Source organism: Couchioplanes caeruleus (assembly GCF_023499255.1).
GTDB lineage: Bacteria > Actinomycetota > Actinomycetes > Mycobacteriales > Micromonosporaceae > Actinoplanes > Actinoplanes caeruleus_A.
The window spans coordinates 7,230,899-7,248,608 of record NZ_CP092183.1; the positions used below are offsets into that span (position 1 = coordinate 7,230,899).

Consider the following 17,710-nt stretch of genomic DNA (forward strand, 5'->3'; position numbering starts at 1 on the left):
GAGGGGCATGGCCGGGCACGGTGACATCGGCGCACCGGCTCAGCGTGCGCTGCACGATCCTGCGCGCCTGCGGTCGCTGCAGCGGGTGTGCGTGAGCGCCGAGTCCGATGCGGCCTTCGATCGGTTCGCCGGCCTGGTGAAGCGGCTGCTGGGCGTACCCGTGGCCCTGGTCTCGCTGGTCGACACCGAGCGGCAGTTCTTTCCCGGGCAGGTCGGGCTGGCCGAGCCGTGGGGTCAGAAGCGGGAGACCCCGCTGTCGCACTCGTTCTGTCAGCACGTCGTCGCCGAGGGTGTGCCGAAGGTGTTCCCGGACGCGCGGATCTACGCGCAGGTCCGCGACAACCTCGCGATCCCGGATCTCGGGGTGGTGGCGTATGCGGGGATGCCGCTCAAGGACTCCGACGGCCTGACGCTGGGATCGCTCTGCGCGATCGACACCAAGCCGCGCGCCTGGAGCAAGGATGAGCTGACGATCCTCGAGGATCTCGCCGAGGCGTGCGCGTCGGAGCTGCGCCTGCGGATCGCCCGGGACCTCGCCGAGGAGGCGCGCCGGCACGCCGAGAGCGCTCATGACCAGCTCGCGATGCTGGCCGAGCTGACCGAGACGTTCACGACCACGCTCGACATGGAGGAGGGCATGCGGCGGCTGGCCGAGGGCGTGACGCCGCGGCTGGCGGACTGGTGCCTGGTCACGCTCGTCGATCAGAACGGCGCCGTACGCCACGTCGCCGCCGCGCACCGGGACGCCGAGGCCGCGGCCGACGTCGAGCGGTTCGCCCAGCTGATGATGACCGGGCTGGGCGGGCGGTCGGCCGTTCTCGCGGTGCAGCGGTCCGGGCAGCCGATCCGCCGCGACGGGGAGACCGCCGACAAGATCCTGGCGCGGACCACGACGCCGGAGCTGGCGGAGATCGCCGAGCGGCTGGGGTACGCGTCGTTCCTCATCGCGCCCGTCACCGCCCCGGTCACCCAGCGGATGCTCGGCTCGGTGACGCTGGTCAACGGCCCGGGACGCCCGCCGTTCACCGAGGCCGACGAGCGGACCGCGCTGGACATCGCGCGGCGGGCCGGCCTGGCGATCGACAACAGCCGGCTGTACGGCCGCCAGCGGCACGTCGCCGAGGTGCTGCAGCACAGCATGCTGACCGAGCTGCCGGACATCCCGGGCATGGAGTTGCACGCCCGCTATCTGCCGGCGCAGGACGGCGCGGCGGTCGGTGGCGACTGGTACGACGCGTTCGCCCAGCCCGACGGCTCCGTGATGCTCGCCGTGGGTGACGTCTCGGGGCACGACATCGAGGCCGCCGCCGCGATGGGTCAGCTGCGCAACCTGGTGCGCGGGGACGCGTACGGGCGCGACGACGAGCCCGGCCGGCTGCTCACCCAGCTGGACCGGGCGATCCGCGGGCTGAACGTCAACGCGGCGGCGACGGCCGTGCTGACCCGGATCCGCCGCGGAGCGGACGGGTACGACGTGACGTTCGCCAACGCGGGCCACCCGCCGCCGCTGCTGCTGCACCCCGGCGGCACGGTCGAGGCCTGGTGGGAGACGCCGGAGCCGCTGCTGGGCCTGGCACCACGGGCGCAGCGGGCGACCCACCGGCGCACGGTGCCGGCCGGGTCGACGCTGCTGCTCTACACCGACGGGCTGGTCGAGGACCCGGGGCACCTGCTGGACGAGGGCATCGACCGGGTCGCGGAGACGCTGCGCAACGACGCCGCGCGGCCCGGCGAGGAGCTGTGCACCTGCCTCGTGGAGACAGCGGCTCGCCGCGCCGACGACATCGCATTCCTGCTGATCCGCCTGCTCTGAGTCGAGATCAGGCCGCGCCGGCGAGGAGCTCGAACTCCTCGTCGGTGAGGCTGACGTCCGCCGCGCCCAGGTTGTCCTCGAGGTGCGCGACCGACGACGTGCCGGGGATCGGCACCATCACCGGCGAGCGGCGCAGCAGCCAGGCCAGGGCGAGCTGGGCCGTCGACGCCCCGCCGTGCGCGGCGGCGACCGTGTCGAGCGGGCCGCCCGGGCGCGCGAGGGTGCCGGCGTTGACGGGCGCCCACGGGATGAACGCGATCCCGCGCGCGGCACAGAAGTCGAGGACGTCCTCCGCGCGCCGGTCGCCGAGGTTGTAGCGGTTCTGCACCGATGCGACCGGGATGCCGAAGTCCAGCGCCGCCTGGATGTCCTCGACGCCGACCTCGGAGAGGCCGATCTGCCGGGCGAGCCCTTCGTCCAGGAAGGACTTGATCTCGCCGAACTGCTCGTCACGCGGGGTCTTCGGGTCGATGCGGTGCAGCTGCCACAGGTCGACGGTGTCGACGCCGAGGCGGCGCAGCGACATGAGGATGCACTGGCGGAGGTATTCGGGGCGGCCGAGCGGCGGCCACACGTCGGGACCGCTGCGGGTGAGGCCGCCCTTGGTGGCGATCACGACGTCGCCGTAGCCGGTGCCGTCGTGCAGGGCCTCCCGGATCAGGTCCTCGGAGACGTACGGCCCGTAGGAGTCGGCCGTGTCGATGAAGTCGACGCCCAGCTCGACGGCGCGCCGCAGGACACGGATCGCCTCGTCGTGGTCGCGGGGCGGACCCCAGATGCCGTCACCGGTGATGCGCATCGCGCCGAAGCCGAGCCGGTGGACGGTGCGCCCGCCCAGGTCGATGGTGCCACTGTTGATCACGGACATGCGGACAAAGCTACTCCGGGACAGCCGCGGGGGCGGGCGGTCCGCCGTGCGTCCAGGGGGTCTGGTCGGGCTCCGGGAACGCCCCGCCGGGCCGGTACGCCTCGCTGAGCGTGGTCAGCAGGATCCGCTCGCCCACCTCGGGCACGCTGCCGGGCTCGGCTACCAGTTTGCGCCCCATGCCACCGGACAGCTCCAGCAGCACCTCGGTCTTGGCCTCGTCGAGGCGCGTGACCGCGATGACGGTCGCCTTCTGCCCGGGCCGGGCCGGCGAGGTGAGGGCGGCGCCGGGCTCGACGCGTACCGGCTCCGGGGTGACCACCATGATGCGGGGGCGCAGCACCGGGCGTTTGCCGCTGTCGTCGATGCGGTCCGCCTTCGCGAGGGTGACCTCGGCGGCGAACGCGGCGCCGGCGAGGCGGTGCTCGGCCATGACCAGGGGGTCGTCGAAGGCGCGCTGGACCGCGTACCGGGTCGCCGCGGCCTCGAGGCGGCTGAGGCGGGCGGCCGCGGCGACCGCGCCGTCGCGCCGGGGCTGCGGCGGGCCACCCTCGGCCACGTGCTGCGCGAACGCGGAGAAGGCGTCGCGGTCGCCGTCCCACCTGCTCGCGACCCGGGCGCCGGGCGGCAGCGTGCCGAGCAGCTCGAGCGCCTGCCACATGAGCCGCCAGGTCGGCATGAGCTGGGCCCGCAGCACCTCGGTGAGCTCGGCGACGTCCGGGTCGGCGACCGACAGCAGCGGCGCGAGCACGTGGTTGTCGAAGGACGGGTCGGTGGCCGGCCCGGCAGGCGGTGTCACCGCCGGATCCTCGGCCGCCGCCACGGCCTCGGGCACGGACCGGCCCGGCGGCGGGCGCAGCCAGGCCATCAGGGCGGCGAGCTGGGCGTCCTCGGCGCTGCTCTGCCCGGTCGCCCAGTGCGATGACAGCGCCTGTACGGCGTTGAGCAGCAGCGACGACCCCGGCACCTCCGCGGACCCGGCGAAGAACGTCAGCCAGCGCCCGAGCAGCGGTACGCCCGCCGGCACCGCGTACTCGCCCTCGGTGGTGCGGAACCGGGTCGAGCGCCCGAAGAGCCGGATGAAGTCGACGCCGCCGGTGTTCGGCACCCAGAGCTGCGGCGCGTCCACGTACCGGTAGCGCACGTCCCGGCCCCGGTCCACCGCGACCGCCTCGGCCACCGCGGTGAACGAGTCGACGTACGGCAGCAGCAGCTCGGCGAGCTCCGCGGCGAAGTCGAAGCGGTCGTCACGGTTGCGGGGCTGCGCCACGACGAGCAGCCGCGGGTCGTCGGGGCCGGTGCCGGCCAGCGCCGCGAGGGGGGCGTTCGCCTCGCCGGCCATCGCGTACGGGATGAGCACGAACGGCCGGGCGTGCAGGTGCAGGTGGCGTACGGTCGCGATCGGTTGCGCGCGCCCCTCGGCGCGGGCCTGCGCCCGGGCGAGCGCGGTGAGCGTGCTCAAGAACCGAGCACCTCGGCGCGCAGCCGGGCGGCGGCCTGCAGCAGCGCGGCCGCCTCGGTCTGCTCCTCGGTGGGGGTCCGCGCGCCCGCGGCCAGCGCCAGCGCCTCCTCGACCGTGTCGACGCCGCCGAGCGCGTCCCGCACCGGCCGGCCCAGCGCGGCCGTGGTCCCGGCGGCCTCGTGGCGGCAGTGCACGGCCAGCTCGCAGGCGGAGAGGCATTCCGGCGCGTACCGGGCCTCGACGTGCCGCAGCGAGGCGATCAGGTCGGCCGGCGGCAGCGACAGGTCGAAGCTGACGCTCTCCGGCAGGGCTTCGGCCACGTCGGAGACCGAGGCGAGCCGCTTGAGCTGCCGGTTCAGGGTGGAGAGCTGCTTGCGGACGTCGACGAGGACGGCCGTGGGCTGCAGCGAGAAGTCGCGCGGGCAGACGAGCACCGCGTCGTGGCTGACCAGGGCCGGGTCGTGGCCCAGCTCGGCGAGCAGGCGGCGCAGCGCGAGCACGTACACGGCGGCCTGGACCGCGGCGGCCGACACCTTCGCGCTGTCGGCCTGCCCGTCGACGATCGCGAAGGACTTGATCTCCACGACGTGCAGCCGCCCCTCGACCTGGAACGCGATGAGGTCGGGCTCCAGGAAGACCTGCCGCCCGGCGACGTCCAGGGTGAGCAGCGGGTGGTCGATCAGGGCGGCGCCGGCGGCGGCCGCGAGCAGCTTCCGGGTACGCCCGTGCCGCGCGCCGAGCGTGTCGTCGGCGTCCTCGCCGAGATCGTCGTACGACACCTCGGGGGTGTCGAGGCCGAGCACGTCGCGCAGCACGGACAGCAGCAGCGCGCAGTCGTCGGCCTTGAGCATGGCCTCGAAGCCGTTGCCGCGGGCGAGCGCGAAGCGGGACTGCCCGAAGGTGCCCGGGAAGCCGATGTGCTCGGCGAGCTTCGGCTTGTCGATCCCGGCCGCGTCGAGGACGGCGCGGCGGGTGCAGCCGGGGTTGGCGGTGAGCGCGGCGATCGTGCGCGCGTTGTGCCGCTTGGCGGGCGCCCCGCCGCGGAGCCGGTCGAGCGCCGGCGTCACGCGCGCCCTCGCTGGTGGGGCAGGCTCGTGACGCCGAACAGCCGGTGCCGCTCGTCGAGCCCTTCCCACCGGCGCAGCACCACGTCGGGGACGGCCTCGACGCTCAGGTCGGCCAGCCCGGCGCGGGCGGCGTCGGCCAGCGCCCGGGGGTCGTGCACGAGGAACGCCTCGGGGCCGCCGGGGACGGTCTCGGCGAGGCGGCGCAGCAGGTCGAGCACGGCCGGGCCCGCGGTGTTGCGGATGGCCACGAACTCCGCGACGCGCGCCACGGCGGCGAGCGCGTTGGCCCGGGCGGCCACCGCCGACACCAGCCGCCGCTCCCCCGGCCAGCAGGAGAGCGCGACCAGCCCGCGGGCCACCGTCAGGTCGTGGTGGAGGGCCGGGCAGATCCGGTACGGCCGCAGCATGTCGGGGTCGTACTGCCGTTCCTCGTCGCGCAGGACCGTCGCCAGGCCGGACATGGACAGGTCGCCGTCGAACAGGGCGGTGTGCACGTCCACCACGAGCTTGGCCGGGGCCGGCGCCCCGAGCAGCAGCAACGCGTGCCGGGCCTGCTCCCGGAGGACCGGGAACGTGCTCAGGGTGCTCGTGCTCATGGCGGCCGCTTCCGTTCGGGGGTCGTGGGCGGATCGACCTTAGATCCTCGTACGGGGGCCGGGCAACGGTCTGGCTGTCCGACGGCGTTTCACCCCCGGGAGGCGAATAAAGCCCGCATATCGGACTGGGGCCCGCGAGCGCGCTACGTTCGGGGTATGCCGAAGGCCATCTGGAACGACGAGATCATCGCCGAGAGCGACGACACCGTGGTTGTCGAGGGCAACGTCTACTTCCCGCGCTCCGCGCTGCGGGAGGACGTGCTGCGCCCGTCCGACACGCACACCGTCTGCCCCTGGAAGGGCCGGGCGTCCTACTACACGCTCGAGTCCGGGGGCCACGTCAGCCAGGACGCCGTCTGGTACTACCCGGACCCGAAGCCCGACGCCAAGGCCGTTCGCGACCGGGTGGCGTTCTGGAAGGACGTGAAGGTCGAGGCCTGACGGGCCGCCGCGGCGCGGGCGTGACCGGCCCGCGCCCCGGCGGCCTCAGGCGATTCTCGGGTGGGCGTCCTCGATGGCGGTCACCTCGAGGTAGTCCAGCATGTCCCGCTGCTCCGCCACGTCGAGCGCGCCGAACGCCTCGTACGCCGCCGCCCGCGAGTGCGGGGTCTCCGCGGCGAGCAGCGCGATGATCGCCGACCAGGCCAGCGAGACCCGGTCGAACAGGCGCGCCTGGCGCAGCGACGACAGCCGGCTCAGCATGGCCACCTTGGTCGCCGCGTCGTCGTCGTGCGCGATCCGGTCGGAGAGCTCGAAGAGCGCCTTGCCCCGGTACGGGTGCTCCGCCTCGACCATCCGGGCCAGCTCGGCGTTGTCCATCCGCTCGACCGCCGGCGCCGGCCCGCGGCGCGGCAGGGGCGGCCGGGAGTCCTCAGCGGGCACGGCTGTCCCGCCCGCTCTCGAAGCCGACGCCCGGCGTCTGGGCCGGCAGCGTGGGCCGGCTGCGGAAGGTGGGGAACGGCGGCGACGGCATCACCGGGGACTCGGGCGGGGCCTCGGCGGAATCGTCGGTGCCCTCGTCCTCGGCGTGGTCGTGCACCTGCTCCCCGGTCTCCCCGGCCTGACGCCTCAGCACAGTTTGTCCTCCGTTGCCGACTTTCGCGGTGTCGGCCTATGAGATCACGGCCCGGCGTGCCGGGCGACCCCGCCCGGCGACACGCCCGGACATCACCCGACCCGACGACCGCCGTAATCTTCTCGGCAACGGGTTGATCGTTGCAGGACGACAACCGACATCCTCCGACGAAGGTAGGCGTAGGTGGACGGGGGCACGAGCACCACGAGTGCGACGCCGGACTGGCGGTCCGCCATGATCGACGTCTCCGCCCTGTCGCTGGCCGAGCTGGCGGCCGACGCCGAGGCCGACCGGGCCGACGACAGCCCGCTGGCGCACTGCCTGCGCCGGCTCGCCGACGACCTGGCCCACCCCGGCGAGCCGATCGCCGGGTTCAACTCGGCCCTGTGAGGCGTCCGGGCGCATGACAGTCACCGGGATCGGCGCGGCGCGGCCGCATCGGCTCAGCGACGCGGCGCTGGTCGCGCTGGGGGCGGGCCGGCCCGGCCCGGACGTGCTGGACGAGCTGCGCCGCGTACGGATGAGCCGGCACCTGCTCCTGCTCCGCCAGATCGCCGCCCTCGCCGGCACTGCCTGCCTCGGTGAGCTGGCGGCCGCCGAGACGACCCACCCGGCCCGCACGCGCGCCCTGCTGGACCGTCCGTTGTTCGGCGTGTGGGCCGCCGGATGCCTCACGGCCCTGCGGGACGGGGCATCGCCGGAGACGGCCGGCGTCGGCTATCTGACCGAGCTCGCGGCGCGTGCCCGGATCCCCCGGCCACGCCAGGCGGAGCGGCTGCTCACGGCCGCGCACGACGGGCTGTCGATTTCCGTACGCCTGGAGGACAGCGACCCGCTGCGCGCCCGGCTCGGGCTGACCCCCACCCCGCCGCTGTCCCAGGCCGCGGCCGCCCGCTGGCAGGCCACGTTCACCGAGGCGTGGCGGCTGCTCGTGGAGCGCGTACGCCCCGACGCCGAAGTCCTGTCCCGCGTGCTGGACTGCGTGGTGCCCGTCGAGACCGATCCTGCGGCCCGCGGGATCAGCGCCACCTCGGTCCACGCGTACGGGGCCGTCGCGATGTCGGAGCCCGCGGACCCGGCCGCGCTCGCCGTCGGGCTGCTGCACGAGGCGCAGCACAGCATCCTCAACGCGGTGCTGTACCTGTTCGACCTGCTGGAAGCCCCGGACACGCCGGGCTACTCGCCGTGGCGCGACGATCCGCGGCCGGCCTCGGGCATCCTGCACGGCGCGTACGCGTACCTGACGGTCACCCGCTTCTGGCGCACCCGGCCGCAGGATCGGCCGGCCCGGTTCGAGTTCGCCCGGTGGCGAGCCGCCGTGGCCGCCGCGGCGGAGGGCCTCACCGGTCTGACGCCGGCCGGCGAGCGGTTCGTCGGCGCCCTGCTCGACGAGGTCCGGCCATGGCTCGCGGAGCCGGTCGACCCGGACGTGCTGCGCCTCGCCGAGGGCGCCAACCGCGATCACCACCTGCGCTGGCGGCTGCGCAACCTGCGCGTGGACCCGGCCGACGCGGCGGCGCTGGCGCGGGCGTGGCGACGGGGTGAGCTGCCGCCGCCGGTGACCGCGCGGCTGCACCGGGCTCCGCGGCGGGCCCTGGAGGCGAGCGCCCGGCTGGATCTGGCGCACCGGCTGCTGCGCGGGTTGCCGCTCGACGGCTCGGCGGGCGACCTCGCGTACGTGCGCGGCGACCACGAGGCGGCGCTGAGGGCGTACTCGGAGATCCGGGGTGACCGGACCGACTGGGCCGGGTTGCTGCTGGTCAGTGGCGGGAGGGTGGCGCCGGAGGTGGCCGCGGCGACCGGCGCCGCGCTGGGAGCCGACCGGCCCGAGCCGCTCGCCATTGTGAACTGGCTTTCCTAAAGTTCCCGGCCACCGGGCCGATCATGGCCCGTGTTGGAGGTGAGCATGAGCCGGACGGGTGCCATGGATCGGGTGCGTCGCTGTGTCGACCACGCCATGATCCTGACGTCGCTTCTTCTGCTGGCGTGGCCTGCGCTGGTCGAGGACGTCGTCCGCGGCGCGGCGGGCGCCGGCCGGCTGATCGCCGCCGCCGCGGTCGTCGGGACGGCCGCCGCGGCCGTTCTGCTGCTCGCCCGGCGCCGGCCCCTCGTGCAGTACGTCCCGGTCGCCGCCGCCGTGGTGCTGGCCGGCGTCCGGTTCGGCCGCGACGGGCAGCTCAGCCCCGGCCTGACCTGGCTCACGCTCACCGTGGCCGCGGTCGTCCTGGTCCGGCAGTTCCTCGGCGCGCGGGCGAACGAGGGCCTCGTCCGGGACCTCACCCGGCAGCGCGCCCAGCTGGTCCGCCAGGCGTTCCGGGACCCGCTGACCGAGCTCGGCAACCGCAAGCTGTTCATGGACCACGCGCGGGACGCGCTGGCCGACGCCGACGACACGATGACCGCCGTGATCCTGTTCGACCTGGACGGGTTCAAGGAGGTCAACGACACGTACGGCCACACCGTCGGCGACGAGCTGCTGCGCACCGCCGCCGACCGGCTCACCGCCAACGTCCGGACCAACGACACCGTGTCCCGCCTCGGCGGCGACGAGTTCGTCGTGCTGCTGCCGCGGCTGGTCGACGACCAGATCGCCGACACCGTGGCGAACCGCATCCTGCGCGACCTCGCCCAGCCGCTGACCGTCGGCGAGGCGGTGCTGAGCATCCGCGCCAGCGCCGGCATCGCCATCACCCGCGGCAGCGACATGCTCGTCGACGAGGTGCTGCGCGAGGCCGACCTGGCCCTCTACCAGGCCAAGGGCGAGGGCAAGGGCGTCGCCCGGCGCTTCGACCCGGCGCAGTTCGCCGCGGTGGAGGCCCGCCGGCGCGAGGAGGCGGACCTGCGCCGCGCCCTCGACGACGGCGAGTTCGAGGTGCACTACCAGCCGATCGTCGACCTGGCCGGCGAGCACACCGTCGGCGTGGAGGCGCTGGTCCGCTGGAACCACCCCGAGCGTGGCCTGGTGCCCCCGATCGCCTTCCTCGACATGGCCGAGTCGCTGGGCCTGCTGCCGCGCCTCGGCGGCTGGGTCCTCGAGGAGGCCTGCCGGCAGGCCGCCGCCTGGCAGGAGCAGCAGCCCGGCTTCGAGCTCAACGTCAACCTGTCGGCGAGCCAGCTGAGCAACCCGGCCCTGGTGGACGAGGTCCGTGGCGTCCTGGAGCGGACCGGCCTGCCGCCGTCGCTGCTGGTTCTCGAGCTGACCGAGTCCGTCGCGCTGGTCGACCTGGTCGAGTCCGCCCGGGTGCTGGGCGCGCTGAAGACGCTGGGCGTCCGCATCGCGCTCGACGACTTCGGCACCGGCTTCTCGTCGCTGAGCCACCTCGGCACGCTGCCGGTCGACGTGGTCAAGATCGACAAGTCGTTCGTGCAGGCGATGCAGGAGACCACCGGCGCGTCGGTCGCCGAGGCGGTGCTGCAGATCGCCCGGACGTTCAACCTCGCGCCGGTCGCCGAGGGCGTCGAGGACGCCGGCCAGGCCTCCCGGCTGCGGGAGCTGGAGTGCGCACAGGCGCAGGGCTACCACTTCGCCCGGCCCATGCCGGCCGGTCAGCTCACCGAGCTGCTCACCCGGCAGGCGACGCTGTCCGCTTAGCCGATCACGGCCATGGCACGGTCCAGGAACTCCGGCAACTCCCGGCTCTGACCGCCCGCCATCCAGGCTCGCAGGGCGGCGTCCAGGCACCCGACGGCCGCCGCGATCATGGCCTCGGCCCGGGGATCCGCGGCGTCGTCCGGGTCGGCGCCCAGGCGGCGGGCGATCTCCGGCCGGAGAAGGTCCTGCCAGGAGGCGTTCTTCTCGCGATGGTGCGCGGCCAGCGCGGGCGTCGCGAGGATCAGCCGCATGAGGGGCTTGATGCCCTCGCCGGCCTCGGCGAGCTCCCGCAGGCGCGGGTCGAGCGAGCGCCGCAGGGCGACCCAGGGTGGTTCGGCGGCCGGTCGCGCGGTCAGCGCCTCCAGCCACCTGCGCCCGGTCTCCGCCGCCCGGCCGAACAGCGCCTCCTCCTTCGTCGGGAAGTAGCGGAAGAACGTGCTCCGCGAGATGTCGGCGCCGGCGCAGATGTCGTCCACCGTCGTCTCGTCGAAGCCCCGTTCGAGGAACAGCGCCACGGCCGTCGCGGCCACCTGGTCGCGCATCGCCCGGCGGGCGCGCGCCCTTGCACCGCCCGGGACCCGGTCTGACGCCACCGCGTCACGGTACCGGGTGGCGGCGCCCCGCTACGGTGCTCATCTGACACTCAGTTCCATAAATGGCACTGAGTTCCACTTTTCCTCCGAACGGAGCTGTCAGATGCAGCGGCACTTCGCCTTCGTCGGCCGGAACGGGGCCGGACACGTCAATCCGACGCTGCCCCTCGTGGCCGAGCTGGTCCGGCGCGGGCACCGGGTCACGTACGCCCTCGAGGCGTCGTTCGCGCCGGCCGTCCAGCGCGCCGGGGCCACCTTCCTCGGCCTGCCGGCCGGCGAATTCCGGCACCGTGGCCGGTCGGGGCAGAGCGCCCTGCGCGACGCGAGCACCGACGTCGTCGCGATGATCGCCGATCTCGTGCTCGCGGCCACCGGGCACGAGCTGCCGGCGCTGCGGGAGGGCTTCGCCGCCGACCCGCCGGACGTGGTCTGCTACGACGCCAACTCGCTCGCCGGGGCCGTGCTGGCGGAGATCCTCGGGGTGCCCGGCGTCCAGCTGCGGCCCACGTTCGCGGCGAACGAGCACTACACGCCGCTGCAGGAGTTCGTCCCCGACCCGGAACGGCTCGCCGCGTCGATGGCGGACGCGGACGCGCGCGTACGGGCGTACACGGCACCGTTCGGCATCACCCGCACCCTCGGCACGGTGCTCAGCCGGGTCCCCGGTGACCTCGACGTCGTCTTCGTGCCGCGGGAGTTCCAGTACCACGGCGACACCTTCGGCGACCGTTACGCCTTCGTGGGGCCCTCCGAGCACCCGCGGACGGACGCGGCCGGCTGGGAACCGCCGGCGCCCGGCACCCGCCTGCTGTTCGTCTCGCTCGGCACGCTGATGAACGAGGATCCGGCGTTCTTCCGCCTCTGCGTCGAGGCGTTCGCGGGCACCGGCTGGCAGGTGGCGATGGCGGTCGGCGACCGGATCGACCCGGCGCGGCTCGGCGCCGTCCCGGCCAACGTCGACGTACGCCCGTCCTTCCCGCAGCTCGAGGTCCTCGGGCACGCCCGCGTGTTCGTCACCCACGCCGGCATGAACTCCACCATGGAGGCGGTGCTCCACCGGGTGCCCACGGTGGCCGTACCGCAAATGCCCGAGCAGCATGCGAACGCTCGCCGGCTGCGGGAGCTGGGGCTGGGCACGACCCTGACCGCGCAGACGGCCGACGCCCTGCGCGAGGGCGTACGCGACGTGGACGCCGACGACACCATCCGCGGGAACCTGGCCGGGATGGCCGAGTCGTTCCGGGCCGCCGGCGGGGCCACCGCGGCCGCGGACGCCGTCGAACGGCTGGCTCGATAGATCGATGTATCGTCCTGCGGGTGACCGATCCGCTCCTGCCGGGGGATCCCACCGAGCTGGGCGGCTACGAGCTGCTCGGGCGGCTCGACCAGGGCGGCATGGGCGCCGTCTTCCTCGGCCGGGACGCCGGCGGTCGGCTGGTCGCGGTCAAGATGATCCGGCCGGAGTACGCGTACGACCCCGAGTTCCGCGGCCGGTTCCGCAGCGAGGTGAACCAGGCCCGCCAGGTGCCGCCGTTCTGCACGGCCGAGGTGCTCGACGCGGACCCCGACCATCCCACGCCGTACCTGGTGGTCGAGTACGTGGACGGGCCCACCCTGTCCGAGGTGATCGCCCGCAACGGCCCGCTGAGCGGCGGCAACCTGCACAGCGTCGCCGTGGGGGTGGCGACGGCGCTGGCCGCCATCCACGGAGCCGGGGTGATCCACCGCGACCTCAAGCCCGGCAACGTGCTCCTCGCGCTGGGCACACCGAAGGTCATCGACTTCGGCATCGCCCGCGCCTTCGAGGCGACGAGCCGGCACACGCAGACCGACCGGATGGTGGGCACGGTCGCGTACATGGCACCCAGGACCGGGCCGAGCCGGTACGCCCGGAGCTGCTCCACGCCGCCACGGCCGCGCGCCGGCTCACCGCGGGTGGCTCACGGCCCGGCCGGACCCGGAGACTGATCCTGGCCGGCGTGGCTGCGCTGGTGCTGTGGGCGGCCGGTGTCGTCGCCGCTCAAACGCTCTCCGATCCGGGAGCGTCGGCGTCGCTCGGCACGGGCACACCCACCGCGGCGCCCTCCCACAGCCGGGCCGCCGCAGGCGCGGCGATCAGCGACCGCCTGGACCGGCCCGGCCGCTGGCGGGCCACCCGCACCGACGCCGAGGGCCGGTGCGTGTTCGCGGCCGGCCGGCTCGAGGCCCGCACCGGAATGTCGCCCGTCTATCGCTGCGAGGGGCCGGACGAGCCCTTCGCCGGCGACCAGGCGATCACCGTGGACGCGACGATCCTGACCTCGGGTACGTGCGCGGCGGCCTGGTTCCGCATGGCCGGCGCGGACGGCTATCTCGTGTCGCTCTGCGAGACCGAGGTCCGGCTCGGCGTGGACGCCACGGACGGTGTCACGGGCGAGACGAGGGCCGCGGTCACCGCCGGCGAGCTGGGCCGGCCCCGCCGGCTCGACGTCGCCGTGGAACAGGACGAGGCGACCGTCACCGTGGACGGTACGGCCGTGCTCCGGACCCGGCTCGGCGAGCCGTCCCGGCCGGCCGGGCGGGTGACCTTCGGGGTCATCGACGATGTCATCAGCGGCGACGCCCGAGCGGCGTTCGCCCGTGCGGAGGTCATGGAACTGTGAAGCGCGTACTGCCCGCCGTGGTGCTGCTGGTCCTGCTGGCCGGCGGTTGCGGCACCGACAAGCCGGACGCCTCTCCCGCTCCGGCTCCCGCTTCCCCGGCGTCGGAGTCGGCGTCGGAGTCGCCATCACCGTCGGAGTCGCCGTCGACCACCAAGGCGGCGCCGCAGCCGCGCTTCGCGGACCTCACCCAGGGCAGCACCACGTCGGTGGTGAAGCTGCACGCGTACGACGCGAAGAGCGCGTCCGCCGTCGTCGAGCCGATCATCTTCATGACCGGCGACGCGTACTGCCGGACGTTCAAGATCAAGCGTTCGGACAGCCGGTGCGTGAGCCAGGAGTACGTCACGGAGGCGAGCCACACCAAGGTCACCGTGCCCATCGCCGCGACGGCGAAGTACTTCACCTGGGAAGGCGCCGACGGCAACGTGTGCATCGACGCCCCCGAGAAGGGCGGCACCTGCCCCATGACGGCGAAGGAGTTCGCCGGATGGTTCAAGCTCAACGAGGACGGCATGGTCGCCATCGCCACCACGGACGGCACCCTCACCCGGATGGCCATCGTCTACACCCCGTGACCCCGGCGGGGTCAGAGTGGCGGCGGTTCGATCTCCGTCTCCAGGCGGACGCCCGCCTGCGCCCGGGCCAGCACCGGGTGGCCCTCGCCGTACGCCTTCTGCAGGCGCTGCACCGCCGCCTCGGCCGACTGGTCGTCGCCCGCGTCCAGGGCCACGTTGAACGCGCACGCCAGGGTGTCCGGGTGGTCGGCGCCGCGCACCGTACGGGACCGGGTGAGCGTGTCCAGGGCGATCTCCCGCGCCTGCTGCGCCTCCCCGATGGCGAGCAGGTCGGCCGCGAGACCGTTGGCGCACGCGAGCGTGAACGGGTGATCGGCGCCCACGCTGCGCCGCAGGCCGCCGAGCGCCTCCTCGTCGATCGTGCGGGCCTCGGCGTACCGGCCGGTCGCGCGGACCACGCCGGCCAGGTCGGCGCCCGCGGCCAGGGTGAACGGGTGCTCGTCGCCGAGGACGGCGTGGTAGCGCACCACGGCCCGTTCGAGCAGGTGGTGCGCCTGGTCGAGGTCGCCGGCCTCGCGGGCGCAGTTGGCCAGCGAGACGATCGCGCCCAGCGTCTCCACGTTGAGGTCGCCGAACTTGTGCCGGAAGAGCTCGACGTTGGCGGCCGCCAGCTCCCGCGCGTCCGCCCGCCCGCCGCGGCGGGCCGCCATCGCGGCGAACCGCCCGGCCCACAGCGCCATCGGGTGGTCCTCGCCGAGCGCGTCGAAGTGCCCGGCGGAGGCGAGCAGGGCGGCCGCCGCCGCGTAGTCGCCGAGCCCGAACAGGTCGAACGCCAGGCCGGCCCGCGACGACAGCGTCTCCGGGTGCCCGTCGACGAAGATCACCTGCCGGTGCCGCAACACCTGCTCGTCCAGCGCCCGGGCCCCCCGGAAGTCCCCCAGCAGCCGCAGGTCGACGGCCAGGTTGTTGGCGCAGCGCAGCGCGGTCGGGAAGCTCTCGCCGAACAGCCGGCGGTAGCGGACCAGGTTGTCGGCGTCCAGCTGCCGGGCCTGCTCGAAGTGGCCCTGCATGCGCAGGTCGGCGCCGACGCTGTTGGCCGTCGCGAGGGTGGTCTCGTCGTCGCCGCCGAGGACCTCGCGCTGCGAGCGCAGGGTCTGGGCGTTGAGCACGCGGGCGTCGGCCGTACGCCCCACCGCGCGCAGCGCGTTCGCCAGGTGGAACGAGGCGAGCAGCGTCTGGTCGTCGGCCTCGCCGAGGCTGTCCCGCCACCGGGCCACCGCCTGCGCGGCCAGGTCGCGGCTGGAGTCGTAGTCGCCGCGGGCGTACAGGTAGCGCACGCAGCCGACCGCGAGCTGGCGGACCTCCTCGGTGTCGCCGCCCAGCACGTCGGAGTGGATGAGGTGCGGGATGATCTCGGCGTACCGGGGCCAGTGCGTGGGGTTGTCGGGATCGCCGGGGTCGGCCGCGGCGAGCATGGCCCGCACCGAGCGCAGCAGGGCCGCGTGCCGTTCCGAGGTGAGCTGCTGGCCCAGCATGCCGCGGACCAGCGGGTGCACGATCAGGCTCTCGCCGGGCGGGTCGAGGTCGGCCAGCCCGTACCGGCCGATCAGGCGGACCGCGGCCTTGAGCCGGCGCTCGATCCGCAGGGTCCGGGCCAGCTCGCCGCTCATCAGGCCGCGGGCCGCCCAGAACAGCTCCCAGGAGATCGGCGCGCTGGCCAGGAACGCGCTGAGCTCGAGCAGCTCGAACGCGGCCGGCGAAGCCTCGGCGAGCTCGTCGGCGGCCAGCCCCCACGCGACCCGGATGGGGGTGGGGAACGCCAGCTCGGCGGCGCGGGCGTCGTAGCGGCTCAGGTACTCGCCGACGCTCCAGCCGGTCGCCGAGCGCAGCGCGGACGCCTGGTCGAGCGCCATCGGCACGTCCCTGAGGTGCGCGGCCAGGCGCTCGGCGTCCTCGGCGGAGAGCTCCGGGGTGCGGTGCCGCAGGAAGTCCACGCTGTCCGTACGGTCGAAGACGGCGACCGGCACCGCCTGCGCGACCTCGGTGGTCCACCGGGGATTGCGCGAGGTGACGAGCACGTGCCCGGCGCCGCTGGGCAGGTACGGCTTGATGTCCTCGGGCCGGTTGGCGTTCTCGAAGACGACCAGCCAGTTCCGGTACGGCTCCCCGCGGCTCAGCGCGTCGCGCACGGCGCCCAGCGTCCGGTTGATGTCACGGGCCTCGGGCAGCTTCAGCTCCTGCGCGAGCCCGACCAGCGCGGCGCGCATGCCGGCGGTCTGCTCGGCGGGGATCCACCACACCAGGTCGTACGTGTCCGCGTACCGGTAGGCGTATTCCACGGCCAACTGGGTACGTCCCGTGCCACCCAGCTGGTGATCGGCGGCGGGCAACAGCACCACCGGTCCGTTGCCGAGCAGTCCACGCATCCGGGCGAGCAGATCCTCGCGCCCGGCGAAGCGTGGATTACGCGGCGGCAGGCCACCCCGGATCGGCACGCCGCCCCTCCCCACTGGTGACTCGGCACTCTACTGTCATGCTGCCGATTACCGTACGTGGAATCATCGCCACTGCGGAAGATTGCTTCGGAAGGGCCACCGGTGACCGACGAACCCGTCACGAGTCTCGACCGCGACGCCGACGTAGCGACCGTCGCCCTGCACGGCGAGGTCGACGTGCTCAACGTGGACCAGGTGCGGGTGGCGCTGGTGGAGGCGATCGAGACCCGGCCCCGGGAGCTCGTGGTGGACCTGTCGAAGCTGTCCTTCATCGACTCCACCGGGCTGGGCGCGATCATCTTCGGCTTCCAGCGGGCCCGCGACGAGGGCATCGGCTTCGCCCTGGCCCGGCCGACCCGGGGCGTGCACCAGATCCTGGTGCTCAGCGGCGTGCTCGAGGTGGTCGAACTGCACCAGTGAGGGCCGCCCGGCGCGCGGACGGCCCTCGACGGGGTACGGCGTCAGCCGACCCAGGCGTACTCGCGCGCGGGCACGGCCGCCGAGGTGCGGAAGTTGCTGTTCACCGTGGCCGCCTCGGTCGCGTTGGGGTACGCGTTGGTGCACGACACCGGCGCGCTGCTGCCCGACATCAGGTCGGCGCACAGGCCCGTACGCCGGTCCGGCAGCCCGAGGATGTGGCCGAACTCGTGGGCCGCGATGCGCGGGACGTAATAGCCGTCGTCCACCGCTTCCCGGCCCATGTACCACCGGCCGTTGCCCAGCGACGTCGTGTACGTACGCGGCCAGCCGTTGTCCGCGTACACCCGGATGTTGGGGGTGCGGCCCGACGGCACCCGTTCGAGGCGCACGTTGGTGACCCGGCTGTTCCAGATCTGGGCGCCCTGGTCGACCGCCGCGACGAATTCCTGGGCCTGACTCGCGTCGTAGTACAGCACCCGCGGCGCGGCGGCCGCGGGACCGGCGGCGGCGACCTGCAGACCGGCCATGGCCAGCACCGCGAGCAACGCGGCGGACAACCTCTTGAGGAGCATCGG

At 74.2% G+C, this 17,710-nt stretch carries 19 protein-coding genes; 10 read left to right on the plus strand and 9 right to left on the minus strand.

Annotation, left to right across the window (positions count from 1 at the left end; all coding sequences use genetic code 11):
* Nucleotides 1-7 precede the first annotated feature (7 nt).
* The gene (locus tag COUCH_RS33370) at nt 8-1,813 is read left to right on the plus strand and encodes a SpoIIE family protein phosphatase (RefSeq protein WP_249609151.1); all 1,806 of its coding nucleotides are present in this window, start codon (nt 8-10) and stop codon (nt 1,811-1,813) included.
* Between the two features lie 7 nt (nt 1,814-1,820).
* Here the strand turns inward: COUCH_RS33370 and COUCH_RS33375 are convergent, their stop codons facing one another.
* Genes COUCH_RS33375 through COUCH_RS33390 form a run of 4 tightly spaced genes read right to left on the minus strand, consistent with a single transcriptional unit; the run spans nt 1,821 to nt 5,803 of the window.
* The gene (locus COUCH_RS33375; RefSeq protein WP_249609152.1) at nt 1,821-2,681 is read right to left on the minus strand and encodes an aldo/keto reductase; all 861 of its coding nucleotides are present in this window, start codon (nt 2,679-2,681) and stop codon (nt 1,821-1,823) included.
* Between the two features lie 10 nt (nt 2,682-2,691).
* Nucleotides 2,692-4,140 carry a hypothetical protein gene (locus COUCH_RS33380; RefSeq protein WP_249609153.1) on the minus strand — a complete coding sequence of 483 codons (1,449 nt, stop codon included), beginning with the start codon at nt 4,138-4,140 and terminating at the stop codon, nt 2,692-2,694.
* Nucleotides 4,137-5,207: a hypothetical protein gene (locus COUCH_RS33385; RefSeq protein ID WP_249609154.1), complete on the minus strand. Its 1,071-nt coding sequence runs from the start codon at nt 5,205-5,207 to the stop codon at nt 4,137-4,139. The genes COUCH_RS33380 and COUCH_RS33385 overlap by 4 nt, the downstream gene beginning before the upstream one ends.
* Nucleotides 5,204-5,803 (minus strand): hypothetical protein, encoded by a 600-nt coding sequence (locus COUCH_RS33390; RefSeq protein WP_249609155.1) that lies wholly within the window; start codon nt 5,801-5,803, stop codon nt 5,204-5,206. The genes COUCH_RS33385 and COUCH_RS33390 overlap by 4 nt, the downstream gene beginning before the upstream one ends.
* A gap of 156 nt (nt 5,804-5,959) precedes the next feature.
* Here COUCH_RS33390 and COUCH_RS33395 point away from each other — a divergent pair, with 156 nt between their 5' ends.
* Nucleotides 5,960-6,244 (plus strand): DUF427 domain-containing protein, encoded by a 285-nt coding sequence (locus tag COUCH_RS33395; protein ID WP_199515271.1) that lies wholly within the window; start codon nt 5,960-5,962, stop codon nt 6,242-6,244.
* A 45-nt stretch (nt 6,245-6,289) separates the two neighbouring features.
* Here COUCH_RS33395 and COUCH_RS33400 read toward each other — a convergent pair whose 3' ends face one another.
* Both COUCH_RS33400 and COUCH_RS33405 read right to left on the minus strand, forming a co-directional pair.
* Entirely contained in the window at nt 6,290-6,685 is a 396-nt protein-coding gene (locus tag COUCH_RS33400) for a hypothetical protein (RefSeq protein ID WP_249609156.1), read from the minus strand.
* Complete coding sequence (locus COUCH_RS33405; protein ID WP_249609157.1) at nt 6,675-6,878, minus strand: hypothetical protein; 204 nt, start codon at nt 6,876-6,878, stop codon at nt 6,675-6,677. Before COUCH_RS33405 ends, COUCH_RS33400 begins: the two co-directional genes overlap by 11 nt.
* Nucleotides 6,879-7,061: 183 nt before the next feature.
* Here COUCH_RS33405 and fxsA point away from each other — a divergent pair, with 183 nt between their 5' ends.
* Genes fxsA through COUCH_RS33420 form a run of 3 tightly spaced genes read left to right on the plus strand, consistent with a single transcriptional unit; the run spans nt 7,062 to nt 10,470 of the window.
* Nucleotides 7,062-7,268 carry an FxSxx-COOH cyclophane-containing RiPP peptide gene (gene fxsA, locus COUCH_RS33410; RefSeq protein ID WP_249609158.1) on the plus strand — a complete coding sequence of 69 codons (207 nt, stop codon included), beginning with the start codon at nt 7,062-7,064 and terminating at the stop codon, nt 7,266-7,268.
* A gap of 13 nt (nt 7,269-7,281) precedes the next feature.
* A complete protein-coding gene (locus tag COUCH_RS33415; protein WP_249609159.1) occupies nt 7,282-8,739 on the plus strand; it encodes an aKG-HExxH-type peptide beta-hydroxylase in 1,458 nt (485 codons plus the stop codon).
* 45 nt (nt 8,740-8,784) lie between these two features.
* The gene (locus tag COUCH_RS33420) at nt 8,785-10,470 is read left to right on the plus strand and encodes a putative bifunctional diguanylate cyclase/phosphodiesterase (RefSeq protein WP_249609160.1); all 1,686 of its coding nucleotides are present in this window, start codon (nt 8,785-8,787) and stop codon (nt 10,468-10,470) included.
* Here COUCH_RS33420 and COUCH_RS33425 read toward each other — a convergent pair.
* Nucleotides 10,467-11,063, minus strand: a complete 597-nt coding sequence (locus COUCH_RS33425; RefSeq protein ID WP_249609161.1) for a TetR family transcriptional regulator — start codon at nt 11,061-11,063, stop codon at nt 10,467-10,469. The genes COUCH_RS33420 and COUCH_RS33425 overlap by 4 nt on opposite strands.
* A gap of 103 nt (nt 11,064-11,166) precedes the next feature.
* Here COUCH_RS33425 and COUCH_RS33430 point away from each other — a divergent pair, with 103 nt between their 5' ends.
* Genes COUCH_RS33430 through COUCH_RS33445 form a run of 4 tightly spaced genes read left to right on the plus strand, consistent with a single transcriptional unit; the run spans nt 11,167 to nt 14,280 of the window.
* Nucleotides 11,167-12,360 carry a macrolide family glycosyltransferase gene (locus COUCH_RS33430; RefSeq protein ID WP_249609162.1) on the plus strand — a complete coding sequence of 398 codons (1,194 nt, stop codon included), beginning with the start codon at nt 11,167-11,169 and terminating at the stop codon, nt 12,358-12,360.
* A 20-nt stretch (nt 12,361-12,380) separates the two neighbouring features.
* Nucleotides 12,381-13,031 carry a serine/threonine protein kinase gene (locus tag COUCH_RS33435; RefSeq protein ID WP_249609163.1) on the plus strand — a complete coding sequence of 217 codons (651 nt, stop codon included), beginning with the start codon at nt 12,381-12,383 and terminating at the stop codon, nt 13,029-13,031.
* Nucleotides 13,032-13,042: 11 nt separating this feature from the next.
* Nucleotides 13,043-13,705 (plus strand): hypothetical protein, encoded by a 663-nt coding sequence (locus COUCH_RS33440; RefSeq protein WP_249609164.1) that lies wholly within the window; start codon nt 13,043-13,045, stop codon nt 13,703-13,705.
* Nucleotides 13,702-14,280 carry a hypothetical protein gene (locus COUCH_RS33445; RefSeq protein WP_249609165.1) on the plus strand — a complete coding sequence of 193 codons (579 nt, stop codon included), beginning with the start codon at nt 13,702-13,704 and terminating at the stop codon, nt 14,278-14,280. Before COUCH_RS33440 ends, COUCH_RS33445 begins: the two co-directional genes overlap by 4 nt.
* Nucleotides 14,281-14,291: 11 nt before the next feature.
* Here COUCH_RS33445 and fxsT read toward each other — a convergent pair whose 3' ends face one another.
* Nucleotides 14,292-16,715: an FxSxx-COOH system tetratricopeptide repeat protein gene (gene fxsT / locus COUCH_RS33450; protein ID WP_249609166.1), complete on the minus strand. Its 2,424-nt coding sequence runs from the start codon at nt 16,713-16,715 to the stop codon at nt 14,292-14,294.
* 102 nt (nt 16,716-16,817) lie between these two features.
* On the opposite strand from fxsT, the gene COUCH_RS33455 reads away from it, so the two are divergent.
* On the plus strand, nt 16,818-17,135 hold the full coding sequence (locus COUCH_RS33455; RefSeq protein ID WP_249609167.1) for an STAS domain-containing protein: 318 nt from the start codon (nt 16,818-16,820) through the stop codon (nt 17,133-17,135).
* 41 nt (nt 17,136-17,176) lie between these two features.
* Here COUCH_RS33455 and COUCH_RS33460 read toward each other — a convergent pair whose 3' ends face one another.
* Entirely contained in the window at nt 17,177-17,707 is a 531-nt protein-coding gene (locus tag COUCH_RS33460) for a snapalysin family zinc-dependent metalloprotease (protein WP_249609168.1), read from the minus strand.
* Nucleotides 17,708-17,710: the final 3 nt, after the last annotated feature.